This is a genomic window from Youngimonas ophiurae (nom. illeg.) (genome assembly GCF_049803795.1).
Classification (GTDB): Bacteria; Pseudomonadota; Alphaproteobacteria; order Rhodobacterales; family Rhodobacteraceae; genus Thalassobius.
The window spans coordinates 623416-636095 of the sequence record NZ_JBNAGJ010000002.1 but is presented as its reverse complement, the minus strand read 5'-3'; the positions used below and the strand labels follow the sequence as shown (position 1 = coordinate 636095).

At 58.7% G+C, this 12680-nt stretch carries 14 protein-coding genes; 5 read left to right on the top strand and 9 right to left on the bottom strand.

Translation table 11 applies throughout. The features are described from left to right. The first annotated feature begins 128 nt into the window (after positions 1–128). Positions 129–665, top strand: coding sequence for a divisome-associated lipoprotein DalA (gene dalA / locus ACP15O_RS07550; RefSeq protein ID WP_425095442.1), 537 nt, complete (start codon positions 129–131; stop codon positions 663–665). Here dalA and ACP15O_RS07545 read toward each other — a convergent pair. From ACP15O_RS07545 to hslO, 5 genes are all read right to left on the bottom strand, one after another. After that, positions 656–1141: a L,D-transpeptidase family protein gene (locus ACP15O_RS07545; protein WP_425095441.1), complete on the bottom strand. Its 486-nt coding sequence runs from the start codon at positions 1139–1141 to the stop codon at positions 656–658. The genes dalA and ACP15O_RS07545 overlap by 10 nt on opposite strands. A gap of 82 nt (positions 1142–1223) precedes the next feature. Beyond that, a complete protein-coding gene (locus ACP15O_RS07540; RefSeq protein WP_425095440.1) occupies positions 1224–2447 on the bottom strand; it encodes a class I SAM-dependent RNA methyltransferase in 1224 nt (407 codons plus the stop codon). Positions 2448–2485: 38 nt separating this feature from the next. After that, a complete protein-coding gene (locus tag ACP15O_RS07535; RefSeq protein ID WP_425095439.1) occupies positions 2486–3640 on the bottom strand; it encodes a CCA tRNA nucleotidyltransferase in 1155 nt (384 codons plus the stop codon). Further along, entirely contained in the window at positions 3637–4233 is a 597-nt protein-coding gene (locus tag ACP15O_RS07530; protein WP_425095438.1) for a CoA pyrophosphatase, read from the bottom strand. Before ACP15O_RS07530 ends, ACP15O_RS07535 begins: the two co-directional genes overlap by 4 nt. Continuing rightward, complete coding sequence (gene hslO / locus ACP15O_RS07525; RefSeq protein WP_425095437.1) at positions 4226–5209, bottom strand: Hsp33 family molecular chaperone HslO; 984 nt, start codon at positions 5207–5209, stop codon at positions 4226–4228. Before hslO ends, ACP15O_RS07530 begins: the two co-directional genes overlap by 8 nt. 84 nt (positions 5210–5293) lie before the next feature. Between hslO and ACP15O_RS07520 the strand changes: the two genes are divergently transcribed. Next, on the top strand, positions 5294–5740 hold the full coding sequence (locus ACP15O_RS07520; protein WP_425095436.1) for an NUDIX domain-containing protein: 447 nt from the start codon (positions 5294–5296) through the stop codon (positions 5738–5740). Here the strand turns inward: ACP15O_RS07520 and ACP15O_RS07515 are convergent. Then, positions 5717–6976 (bottom strand): PP2C family protein-serine/threonine phosphatase, encoded by a 1260-nt coding sequence (locus tag ACP15O_RS07515; RefSeq protein WP_425095435.1) that lies wholly within the window; start codon positions 6974–6976, stop codon positions 5717–5719. The two genes, ACP15O_RS07520 and ACP15O_RS07515, sit on opposite strands and share 24 nt — an antisense overlap. Positions 6977–7153: 177 nt before the next feature. Here ACP15O_RS07515 and ACP15O_RS07510 point away from each other — a divergent pair, with 177 nt between their 5' ends. Then, a complete protein-coding gene (locus tag ACP15O_RS07510; protein ID WP_425095434.1) occupies positions 7154–7486 on the top strand; it encodes an Hpt domain-containing protein in 333 nt (110 codons plus the stop codon). On the opposite strand, the gene ilvA is transcribed toward ACP15O_RS07510, so the two are convergent. Further along, positions 7483–8718, bottom strand: coding sequence for a threonine ammonia-lyase IlvA (gene ilvA, locus ACP15O_RS07505; protein ID WP_425095433.1), 1236 nt, complete (start codon positions 8716–8718; stop codon positions 7483–7485). The genes ACP15O_RS07510 and ilvA overlap by 4 nt on opposite strands. 212 nt (positions 8719–8930) lie before the next feature. Here ilvA and ACP15O_RS07500 point away from each other — a divergent pair, with 212 nt between their 5' ends. Both ACP15O_RS07500 and ACP15O_RS07495 read left to right on the top strand, forming a co-directional pair. Next, a complete protein-coding gene (locus ACP15O_RS07500) occupies positions 8931–10157 on the top strand; it encodes an argininosuccinate synthase (RefSeq protein ID WP_425095432.1) in 1227 nt (408 codons plus the stop codon). A gap of 71 nt (positions 10158–10228) precedes the next feature. Next, positions 10229–10510 (top strand): SCP2 sterol-binding domain-containing protein, encoded by a 282-nt coding sequence (locus ACP15O_RS07495; protein ID WP_425095431.1) that lies wholly within the window; start codon positions 10229–10231, stop codon positions 10508–10510. 536 nt (positions 10511–11046) lie between these two features. Here ACP15O_RS07495 and ACP15O_RS07490 read toward each other — a convergent pair. Both ACP15O_RS07490 and ACP15O_RS07485 read right to left on the bottom strand, forming a co-directional pair. Next, entirely contained in the window at positions 11047–11760 is a 714-nt protein-coding gene (locus ACP15O_RS07490) for a sulfotransferase-like domain-containing protein (protein WP_425095430.1), read from the bottom strand. Beyond that, positions 11760–12668, bottom strand: a complete 909-nt coding sequence (locus tag ACP15O_RS07485; protein ID WP_425095429.1) for a D-amino acid aminotransferase — start codon at positions 12666–12668, stop codon at positions 11760–11762. The genes ACP15O_RS07490 and ACP15O_RS07485 overlap by 1 nt, the downstream gene beginning before the upstream one ends. Between the last annotated feature and the right edge of the window lie 12 nt (positions 12669–12680).

Sequence of the window (12680 nt, the reverse complement as noted above, 5' to 3'; positions counted from 1 at the left end):
GATATTATGGCCGGAAAGCCGCAGTCGCAAATCAAACCCCCGTTAACAGGCCAACTCTCGCGGATGTGAGTTTGATCGGCAACGCAAGACGCGCTAGAGCGGTCAGGTACTAAATTAGGAAATTCACTATGCTGCGTCTTTTGGTTTTGCTGCTTATCGGATCGCTAAGCCTGTCAGCCTGCACCACCACAACCGCGCCGACATTGGGCGCCGACGGCAAACCTCTGCCACGTCTGTACCGGATTTCGAAATCAGATGAGGGCCGGATTCAGTATCGGATGCTTGATTCGGTTAATGCTCTTAGGCAGGCGTCGGGCGCGCAGCCCGTGGCGCTGGACGCGCAGCTGACCGCCGCCGCCGCGACGCATTCGCGGGACATGTCGGTGCAAAATCGCCCCTGGCACTTCGGCTCTGACGGCTCCTCGCCGCTAGAGCGGGTCGCTCGGGTGGGCTATGGCGGGCAGCTGGGGGGCGAGAATATCTCGGAAACCTATGAAACCGAGCTGGAAACCCTATCGGCCTGGATGGAACAGGATGACACCCGCCGCGTGATTCTGGACCCGAACAGCGATCAGATGGGTTTCGCCTGGTACCAAGAGGAAAACGGGAAAATCTGGTGGACCCTGGTCATGGGCCGGTCGCTGGCCGCGATCCCTCAGGGATAAATCGAGATCGGCGTCCCGTTCTTCACCATCGCATAGATTTGCTCCATCTCGCGGTTTGAAACCGCAATGCAGCCGGCTGTCCAGTCGCGTCCGGCATTTCGGTATTTCTTGGGCTTACCGTGGATGAAAATATCGCCGCCCGGACTTTTGCCCGAGGCATTGGCCCGCGCGCGATCCAGTGGATTTGGGTACGAAATCCCCACGGACAGGTGAAATTCGCTATTAGGGTTGCGGCGGTCAATGACATAGTGGCCCTCGGGGGTTTTGCCATCACCTTCGAAACGCTTGTGCCCCTCAGGTGCAAAACCCAGGCCCATATCATAGGATTTAAGCACCTTTTCATGGTGCAGCAGGTGCATTCTCCGGTCCTCTTTAAGGACAACAACCCGCGTGACCTCGGGGCCGTGATAGGATCTGAACTTGGATGAACACCCCGCCAGCCCAATCAAAATCAGCCCGATCATCAGGAATTTCATGTTCCGCATCTGCTCTGCCCCGGTTTTGTTTTGCGGGGAATGTAGCTTTTTTTGCCGCCTGCGGGTAGCCCCGACAAACGGCTCACGCGGATGTGAGGGAGAAACTACCGACCAGTTCCACATGCGAGGACCAGCGGAATTGATCCACCACCTGCACCCAATTCAGCCGATACCCCGCCGCCAGCAAAATCCTGGCATCCCGCGCAAACGTCACGGGGTTACAGGACACAAAGGCAATCACCGGAATGCCGGACTGCGCCAGTTCCTGCACCTGAGCCTCGGCTCCAGCGCGCGGCGGGTCAATCACCGCAGCCCCGAATTTGGCCAGCTCATCCGGCAGCAAGGGGCGGCGAAACAGATCGCGCGCTTCGTGGGTGATGCGCTTTAGCCCCGTTCCTTCGCGCCAGGCGCGATCCAGCGCAGCCATCATATCGGGCGCACCTTCGACGGCATGAATCTCGGCCGCGCGCGCCATGGGCAGGGCAAACGTCCCGCATCCGGCGAACAGATCCACAACGGGATCACAGCCCGCAACGATTTCCTGAACCGCGCTGCGCAGCGCTTCTTCTCCGTCTTTGGTGGCCTGAAGGAAGGCGCCAAACGGCGGCACAACCTGCACACCCCCCAAATTCTGCACCGGAGGATGGCGCATCGCGACCACCTCATCCCCCCAGGCCAGACGCGCAAGCCCGTGTTTTTCAGTCTGTGCGGCCAGATCTATACGCAGCTGCCCATCCAGCGGCTTACCACCCGTGACGGCGATATCCAGACCGGCCTCGGACATCGTGGCCAGAACCGATAATTCACCCTTGCGGCTGCCACCGATCTGAGCCAGCTCTTCGGCCACGGGAACAGCAGCCAGCAGCGCAGGCTCGATCAGCTGACAATCGGGAATCGCCACAATCGTATCCGAAGCACGCGCGTGAAACCCGGCCATCGCGCCTTTCTTTGTGCGGCGCGCCGAGAAGCTGGCTCGCCGCCGCGTGCCAGGGGCCGAAGTCAGGATTGGGCGAAACGCGGTCTCAATCCCCTGCGCGGTCAGGGCAGAGCGAACAACCCCGACTTTCCAATCCGCAACAAAATCATTGCTGGCATGTTGCAGCTGGCAGCCACCGCAGGCCTTGAAATGCCGGCACGGCGCAGACACCCGATCCGAAGAAGGCGTCACAACCCGAATATCCGTCAGCTTTTGCCCGCTCAGAGTGCCCGTCACCACCTCACCCGGCAAGGTCAGCGGAGCAAAAATCGGGCCCGCAGCGATCCCGTCGCCTTGGTGCCCCAGTCGAGTAATTGTGTAGTCTGCCATACCCTCAGATAGCGCCAAGTCAGCCGCACCGAAAGCCCTTATAGCATCTCCAGCAGCTGCTGTTTGCTTAGCGCAAAGCCTGACGCGATCCAGGCTTGCTCTAACCGTTTGAGCGCCGCCCCCAATTCCGCACCCGACAGCCCAGGCATCAGATCGCGCCCCGTAAGCGGGAAAATCGCGGTGGCGGCGCGATCAATCTGCGCACGGTCCAGACAAACCGGCGTTTCAAACGCCACCGCCCGCAACAAGGCCACATCCACAGCCATCTGCGGCCCCTGCCGATAGGCGATTTCAGGCAAGGTTAGGGTCGATTCAATGCCTGATCTCAATTGCTCCAAACGTCTTTGCTGCGCTTTCGAAAGACGCAGGCGCTGGCCCAGACTCTCGCCCCCCAGACAGGCCAGTCTGCGCAGGGCATCGGGGGGCTGGTGAGCCGAAACCTCTTGATGCACCAGGATCGTCACCCCCCTGGCGTCCGCGCCCGGCACCACCGCTGACAACACAGCTGAGGCTTGCATCGCGGCAACTGCCGGCGCCGGATCGGGGGCGTTCAGCAGTTTCAGAAGCTCTGCGCCAACCCGCTCGGCCGAGAGCCCGGCCAGGCCGTCAATATTCCCCGCGATCGCCGCCAGACCATCCGCATCCAGCCCCTGTTCAGGATCGCCATACCAGGCGTAGAACCGGAAAAACCGCAGGATTCTCAGATAATCCTCTTTGATCCGCTGCTCGGGGTCTTCGATAAAGCGGATCTGGCGCTTGCCCAGATCCACAAGGCCCGCATTCAGCGGATCCAGCACCCTGCCGGCTTTGTCGGCATAAAGCGCGTTCATCGTAAAATCGCGGCGCAGGGCATCTTCGAGAATATCGGTGGAAAAGGCGACAATGGCGCGCCGACCGTCGGTTTCGACATCCCGGCGAAACGTGGTGATCTCATGCGGGATTCCGCCGGAAATCACTGTGACGGTGCCGTGATCTATCCCTGTGGGAACCGATTTCAGGCCTGTTTTCCGGGCCAGACCCAACACCTGTTCGGGCCTTGCGTCGGTGCTGATGTCAATATCCGCGACCTCTGCCCCGATCAGGGCATTCCGCACGCAGCCACCGACAAAATAGGCCTGGTGCCCGCCCTGTTCCAGCATCTTGCACACGGCTTGGGTGGCCGGGTTTTCGATCCAGTCGCCCGAAACTTTCATCCGTTCATCCTATCTGCCAGCCCCCGCAGAATGCGCGCGGTCGCGCCCCAGATGTAATACGGCCCATAAGCGACAGTGTAATAATGCCGGCGCACCCCGCGCCAGCGCCGCCCCTGAATCGAATACCGGCGCGGATCGGTCACATGCGACAACGGTACATAGAAGATCTCGTCTACCTCGCCCGGTTCGGGAACAGGATCGAAGGCGCCAGTCACGCGTGCCAAAACCGGAGTGACGGTAAAACTCGTGACGGTCTCGTGCGCGGGCAGAGTGCCCAGCACCTCGACGCTGCGCGGATGCAGCCCCACTTCCTCGTGCGCTTCGCGCAGCGCGGCGGCCACGACATCTACGTCGGTATCGTCCTGTTTGCCGCCAGGAAAGGCAATCTGCCCAGGGTGATGCTTCAGATGCGAGGCGCGTTTGGTAAGGATCAGGTGCGGCTCTTGTTTGATGTCTACGAAGGCGGCCAACACACCGGCCGGGCGCAGTTTTCGCCCCGCCGGCAGTTTGAAATCCGGGTTCAGATCGAAATCAGAAGAGGACGAACTGGGCCTTGTCAGAGCCTGTTTTATGCCCCTGTACGGATCAGGCATTGGGCGCATCAAACCCCAAAGTCGCCGGATCCAGATCGTAATGCGCCCCGCAAAACTGGCAGTCTGCGGTGACGCGCCCGGCGTCTGTCGTCATCTTTTCGATGTCCTTTTGCGAATAGATCGACATCGTTTGCCGCACCCTGTCCTCAGAGCAGGTGCACCCGAACCGCACGGGCTGAGCATCATAGACGCGCGGAGCCTCTTCGTGGAACAGGCGCACCAGCAAATCGGCGGGCGTGACCGACGGGCCGATCAGTTCAAGATCCTCAACGGAATCCAGCAGAATATTCGCCCGATTCCAGTTTTCCTCGGCATCCTCGTCAATCAGATCGCGTGGGTGCAGCAGGCCGCCCTCTCCGGTTGCCTCTTCGCCTTTGGCAAAGGGCGAAGCTTTGGGCATATGCTGCAACATCACACCGCCCGCGCGCCAATATTCGGCGATGCCCGGCTCTTGTGATTTACCAAAGCTTAAGGAAAACCGCGTGGCAATCTGTTCGGATTGAGCGAAATACGCCTCGGCGCAGGCTGAAATGGACCCGCCCGCCAGAGGGGTCAGGCCCTGATAGGGCGCGGTGCCCCGCCCCTGGTCGATCATGATCGCAAAATACCCCTTGCCGATCTGATCGAACGGAGCGCCCTGAGTCAGGCGATCCGCGTCAAAGCTGGCATAGGCACGGATTTTAGCGGGCTCTCCTTCGTCCGTAGGACCAAAATAATCCGTGGCAATCATGCGCACGGGCCCATCCGACTGCACCTGCAACGACAGTTTCCAGCGCAGTTTGATTGTCTGCCCGATCAGCGCGGTCAGCAGCGCCATCTCGGCGACAAGGGCCTCGACCAGCGGCGGATAATCGTGCTGTTTCAACACGCCATCCAAAACGCCGTCTAAACGGGCAACACGCCCGCGAATGTCCGATTTATCCAGCTGGAACGGCAAAACAGTGTCGTCCCAGGCGAGTTTATTTCCAAGAGTCATGGGGTTTCCTTACAGGCCTTGCCTTGGCATACCGCGTGAATATAGGTGCCGCAAGGCGCAGGCCAAGGTGTAAGAGGTGTCAGAATGATCAGGCGATTCGGTGATCCCCGCAAAGCAGGCGTGAAATACACGCGTCGGCCGGGCGCCTACGCGCTGCTGCCGCTTGGGGATTCCCTCTTGATGACCCACCAGGCCGAACCCTGGCCCGAATTCCAATTGCCCGGCGGCGGCATCGATCCGGGCGAGCATCCGATTGAGGCCCTGCATCGCGAGATTCTCGAAGAAACCGGCTGGTCCGTGTCTCGCCCGCGCCGCGTGGGGGCATTTCGCCGGTTCACCTATATGCCGGAGTACGAAATGTGGGCCGAAAAGCTGTGCGCAATCTATATCGCGCGCCCAGCCCGACAGATCGCCCCGCCAACCGAACCCGGACACACGGCCGTCTGGGTGCCGATCACACAGGCCTTTAAAATGCTTGGCAATGCAGGTGATCGCCATTTCGCCGCGCTATTGGCCAGTCGTGCCCTCTGATCCCTGAAACTCCAACAGAACGGCCGAGACATCATCGGGGAATTCATCCTGCCCGGCGAAATCCGCCAAGCGCCAGATCAACGCCTCCATCAACGCGGTGGCACGCACGTCTTTTAGCTCTTTCAGCAGGTCCATCAGCCCCTCTTCTTCAAGCATGGATTCGTCAGGGGCGGGGCATTCGGTAAAACCGTCGGATTGAATCAGAAGACGCTCTCCCGGTTGTAGTGTGATTTCGAATTGATCGAACGTGACACCCGGTAAAAGCCCAACCGGCATCCCACCGACACCAATGATACTGCTGCTACCATCGACATGCTGAATCAGAGGGTGCGGATGCCCGGCCTGCACCATCTGAACGCGCCCATCCTCCAGGTTCACATCAGCCAGAACCAGGGTGAAATAATGCTCTGTCTCCATCTCCTCCAGAACGATGGTGTTCAGATGTTCAACCACATCAGAGGGCGGCAGGGGCGCATATGTCCCATCTGGCTGTTTTTCCAACGCAATATTCTGCTCCGGAACGGCCGAGGACAGGTATCCCGCCAAGCGCGCCGTCATCAAAGCCGAGCTGATCCCATGCCCTGACACATCAATGGCAAACAGCCCGATTCGCGTATCCGAAATGGGGTACATGCCAACCAGATCCCCGCCTACGTGGCCGCTGGGCCGCAACAGCAATGACACCTGCGCGGCACCGAAATCCCTGTGACGTTCACGTACCAGGGATTGTTGCAGCTTCTTGGCCTCGATCAGGTCACTGTCCAGCGCGTCATACATCGACTGCAATTTCACCAGCGTATCACCGACCAGCTTGTTCTTCTCTGTCAGTTCACGCTCCATCTGAAGAATGCGCTCGCCGGCGTTGATGCGCGCTCGCAGTTCGGCAGCGTTGACCGGCTTAGTCAGAAAGTCGTCCGCGCCGCAATCCAGCCCACGGGCCACGGCCTCTTTCTCGGTTTTCGAGGTCAGAAGGATGAAATAACCATAGCTTTCGCGCTCCATTCGGCGGAAAGTCTGACAAAATTCCAGCCCATCCATCCCTGGCATCATCCAATCACTCAGCACCAGATCAGGCTGGTTGGCAGAGCACAGCTCCAAAGCCTCTTCGGCGGAATTCGCCTCAATCACATTATAGCCCCAGCGCGCCAACGAGGCAGCCAGAATGCGCCGCTGCAAACGGCTGTCATCGACGACCAGCACGTTGTGGATGGCAGCCCCTGCCACCTCTGTTTCCATATGCATTTCCGGGTCTCTCACCCTGATCTCCGCGCTTTGGCTGTTTTCCCTGTTGCTCACGTCATAAACCCCAAGGCTTTAACGACTGGTGAAGCGATCAAATTGACTCGATTTCAGGCATCAGCAGTTTGTTAATCTTTCTGAGTCACCCTGCCCCCAACCACGCAGGAGAGTGCGATGATTGATTGGGACAGGGTATCGGAATTGCGGGATCAGATCGGCGCCGATGATTTTGGCGAAGTGGTCGAACTGTTTCTGGATGAGGTGATGGAAGTGATCACACGTTTACGCACCGCCCCCGAAAAAGAAGACCTGGAGGCGCAGCTGCATTTTCTGAAAGGAAGCGCCCTGAACCTTGGCTTTGCGGATTTCTCTGAGAAATGCCATGTCGGAGAGCGTCAGGCCGCCAATGGGCAGTCCGGTGGAATTGACCTGCAAGCCATTCTGGACAGCTTCGATTCCTCGCATCACCTGTTCACCGAGGAATTGGAAACCCGGTTCGCGGCCTAGATCAGGAACTCGGCCAGGATCTGGTCATTGGTGATGTCACGATAGGTAAACCCGGCAGCATCCAGTCTGGCAAAAAGAACCCGGAAATTCTCGGACTTGCTTGTCTCGATCCCGATCAGGACCGAGCCAAAATTCCGCGCCGTTTTCTTAAGATACTCAAACCGGGCGATATCATCATCCGGACCCAGGATTTTCAGGAAATCCTTCAGGGCTCCGGGGCGCTGTGGCAGCCGCAGAATGAAGTATTTCTTCACGCCAGAATACCGCTGCGCGCGCTCTTTTACCTCGGGCAGACGTTCGAAATCGAAATTCCCCCCCGAGGTCACGCAAACGACGGTTTTACCGCAAATCTGATCCGCGACATCGGTCAAAGCGTCCACTGCCAGGGCTCCGGCGGGTTCCAGCACAATCCCTTCGACGTTCAGCATGTCCAGAATCGTGGTGCAAACGCGATCTTCCGGTGCCAGAATAACATCCGCAGGCTCGACATCCCGGAGGCGGGCAAAGGTTTTCTGCCCGATGCAAGCCACAGCAGCCCCATCAACAAAACTGTCCACCTTGTCCAGAATCACAGGCCGCCCCGCCACCAAAGCCGCCAGCAGACTGCCCCCGCCCGCTGGTTCAACATAGGTAAAATGCGGCCCATCCAGATAGCTGCGAATGCCCGCAGACAAGCCGCCACCGCCGACCGGCAGTAAGATATGGTCAGGCGTTTTACCCAATTGTTCGATCATTTCGACAGCAACTGTGGCCTGCCCCTCGATCACATCTTCGTCGTCAAAAGGCGATAGAAAATAAGCCCCTTCCTGAGCGCAATAGGACTGCGCGGCGGCCAGCGTGTCATCGAAATAATCGCCAATCAGGCGAATTTCTACGTTTTGACCGCCGAAAATCCGGGTCTTTTCGATCTTTTGCTGCGGCGTCGTCACGGGCATGAAAATCACGCCCGAAACTCCATAATGCTTACACATATAGGCCACGCCCTGCGCGTGATTGCCGGCGCTTGCGCAGACAAAAACATGCTGATCGGGGTCTTCTGCCCGCAGTTTGCGCATCGCGTTCAGGGCGCCTCGGATCTTGTAGGATCGCACGGGTGACAGATCTTCGCGCTTTAGCCAGATATCGGCGTTGAAACGCTCGGACAGGTGCGCGTTTCGCTGCAAAGGCGTCGCGGGGAACACCTCGCGCATGGCGCGCTCGGCTGATTGGGCATGGGTTTTGAAATCGGTCATGCTTTTCAGTGGAACAGGCATCGCGCAAAGGCAAGGGGCGTGCGAAAAATAGACCGTGGTACACAATGAATGAGTATTTGGGGAGCAAAGAAAGGCGCGGCGCGCATTGGTGCAATTTGTGCTTGTTAAGCCAGGTGGGGCGGCCCCGTGACCTTGCCCTTAACTGCAAAACCCGATAAGCGCCGGAGAGTTAGCGAAATAAGGGGAATGTGATGTCCGCGCCCAAGAAAGTCGTCCTGGCCTATTCCGGTGGTCTTGACACCTCGATCATCCTGAAGTGGCTGCAAACTGAATACGGTTGCGAGGTTGTGACCTTTACTGCCGACCTGGGCCAGGGTGAAGAACTGGAGCCCGCCCGCCAAAAGGCCGAGTTGCTGGGGATCAAGCCCGAGAATATCTATATTGAGGATATTCGCGAAGAGTTCGTTAAGGACTTCGTTTTCCCGATGTTCCGCGCAAATGCGGTGTATGAGGGGCTGTATCTGCTGGGCACCTCGATTGCGCGGCCGCTGATTTCGCAGCGTTTGGTGGAAATTGCCGCCGAAACCGGCGCGGATGCCGTGGCCCATGGGGCGACCGGCAAGGGCAACGATCAGGTTCGGTTTGAACTGGCCTGCTATGCGCTGAACCCCGACATCAAGGTGATCGCCCCCTGGCGCGAATGGGATCTGACCAGCCGCACCAAGCTGATCGACTTTGCCGAGAAGAACCAGATTCCGATTGCCAAGGACAAACGTGGTGAAGCGCCGTTCAGCGTGGATGCGAACCTGCTGCACACCTCCTCTGAGGGCAAGGTTCTGGAAGACCCGGCCGAAATGGCACCCGAATACGTGTTCCAGCGCACCGATGATCCGGTCTCGGCCCCGGATGAGCCCGAGTATATCGAAATCACCTTTGAACAGGGTGACGCGGTTGCGATCAACGGCGAAGCGATGAGCCCCGCCACCATCCTGACCAAACTGAACGAATATGGCAAAACCCACGGGATCGGCCGTCTGGATTTCGTGGAAAACCGTTTCGTCGGAATGAAGTCGCGCGGCATCTACGAGACCCCCGGCGGCACCATCCTGCTGGAAGCGCACCGCGGCATCGAACAGATCACCTTGGATTCGGGCGCCGGGCACCTGAAGGACTCGATCATGCCGCGCTATGCCGAGCTGATCTATAACGGTTTCTGGTTCTCGCCCGAGCGTGAGATGCTGCAAGCCCTGATCGACAAATCGCAGGAACATGTTACCGGCACGGTCCGTCTGCGCCTGTTCAAAGGCGCGGCCTTTACTGTGGCGCGCTGGTCCGATCATAGCCTGTATTCCGAGGCCCACGTGACCTTTGAAGAAGACGCCGGTGCCTATGACCAGACGGATGCGGCTGGGTTCATTCAGCTGAACGCCCTGCGGCTGAAGCTGCTGGCTGCCCGCAATCGCCGCCTCAAAGGCTGACGCCAAGTCATAATTGTTGAGCTTGAAACGCCCTCCTATTGCTGGGGGGCGTTTTTCATTTGGGGGACACCATGACGCTTTCTGATATTGCCGAGATGATCCGCAGTTCGGTCGCCGCCAGCAACTTTACCGACAGCCTGAAATTCGACTGCGGCGATCAGGGCGTGCTGGTCATCGCCGACCGCGCCGTGTCATTGGAAGACCGCGACACCGACGTGACCCTGAAAATGTCGGCCGAGAACGTGGAAAAGCTGATCAAAGGCAAACTGAACCCCATGACCGCCGTGATGATGGGCAAAATCAAACTGGCCGGAAACCCGGCAGTGGCGATGAAGCTGAAAGAGCTATTGTAGTATGATAGCTCATGTCTCCTAGAGTTCGGGTTGTCGTCTACATTAAGTGGTTTTTAGACCCTACACTTACGAGATATGGCATACCTCTTGACTCAACCCAAACGATTCATGATCCTGTAGGGTGACTCTAGGGAAAGATGCGCCGCCCAAGCTGGTACCTCGAGCGGCGCGACACTCCCTATCCGCTAGTTCCCAGTAGGGTCGCAGCGGGCATTCGATGAGCACCCTGATTCTCCTGAATCAGCACGATTGTGTCAAGCGACCCTTCGCTAAACTGAAGGATCTCGGCAATGACTGCTGGTTATGAATACTACTATGTAAACGACAACGCTCAACCTAACGGAGAGCACGAAGTACATAAGTCCGATTGCGCTCGGCTGGCTTTGGTAAACTCCAAGACCTACGTGGGGTATTACGACAACTGCAAAGACGCTGTGCGAGAAGCAAAGAACAATCACTACGCAAACTCCGACGGCTGCTACTATTGCTGCCGCGCTTGCCACACTCGCTAAGGCTCAGCGGGGCGGGTGTAGATGTTAAATCTTCACCCGCGCCAAGCGTTCATAATGCGGCCACGCCTCGGCCAGCAGGTCCGCCGCCACCCCCTCCAACGCAGGCAACTCCCCCTCGGCGGGCGCGAATCCCGTCGAGCTATGTACCGCGCCGTACCAATGCGCGGCCCAGACGCCATCCGTCGGATGCCCTCCGCGCGGCCAGGACAGCATCGCTGGATCAAATTCCAACCCGATCGCCGCGCATAATTTGCGCAGCATCCCCTCAGGGTCGCGGCGGATGTCAGAACTGTCCACCACCACCGGATTTTGGCCCAGCGCCCGGCAATACTCAAACAATTCCGTCTGCTGCGTGAACCCGATATCGGACAGCCTGAAGCCATCCCATTTCGCGCCGAAACTGGCGATCACCCGCGCCGGGTGCCGGATCAGGAACACATTCGTGACCTCTGCCATCCAATCCCTAGGCATCCCCAGCACCATATGTTGCGTCATGTGTTTCTGGTAAAAATGCGGCTTTTGCGCCGGAACAGAGCCTAATATCTGCGCCACAACCTCCTCGGCTCCCTCGGGGCGCGAGGCCAAAATCTCCTCCCGCATCGGGTGATCCAACCCCGTCAATCGCAGATATGGGCCATAGAACGGCTCATCCAGCACGGCGCAATCGGGCCGCGCGCCGAAGGAATACATCATCGCCGTGGACAGGTTCCGCGGGCCAGACCACATCGCAATCCGCATCAGGCGCACTCCTTCTCGATCAGGTCTTTGTACAGCGCACGCAGGTGCCGCGTCACCGGCCCCATCTGCCCGTCGCCAATCTGCCGCCCGTCGATCATCCCCACCGGGGTTTGCGCGCCGAACGTGCCGGTCAAAAACGCCTCGTCCGCGCCATAGGTATCGACCAACGAGTAGTTTCGCTCAAAAACCGGGATACCGTTTGCGCGGCACAGCTCGATCACCTTGCCGCGCGTAATCCCGTTCATGCAATAATCGCCCGTCGAGGTCCAAACCGCCCCCTTCCGCACGATAAAAAAGTTACAGGCATTCGTCGTGTTCACGAACCCGTTCACATCCAGCATCAAGGCCTCATCCGCCCCCGCCTTTTCCGCCGCGATACAGGCCAGAATGCAGTTCAGTTTCGAATGAGAGTTCAGTTTCGGATCCTGCGTCATCGGCAGACCCCGGATATGCGGCACCGTCGCCAGGCTGATCGGGCGCGGGATTGAGGGGCGGGAATGCTCCATGATAATCGCCACGGTCGGGCCGGATTGCGACAAGGACGGATGCTGAAACGGCCGCACCTTCAGCCCGCGCGTCACCATCAGCCGCGCATGGGCGTCCGTGACCATGCGATTGGCTTTTTGTGTCTCTAACAAGGCGGAAATCATGCCATTCCGATCCATCCCAATATCCAGATCAATGGCTTTGGCTGCCTCGAACAGGCGGTCCATGTGCTCGTCCAGAAAAGCCCATTTACCATCATACAATCGCAGCCCTTCCCACACGCCGTCCCCCAGCATGAAGCCGCTATCGTAAACCGAAACCCTGGCCTCGTGCTTCGGCACGATTGCCCCGTTCAGATAGATCAGAATCTGCTCGTTCCGGGCGTCCTCTTCGGCTTGATGAGTCGTGACGTGATCTGTCATACGCGGTCTCCT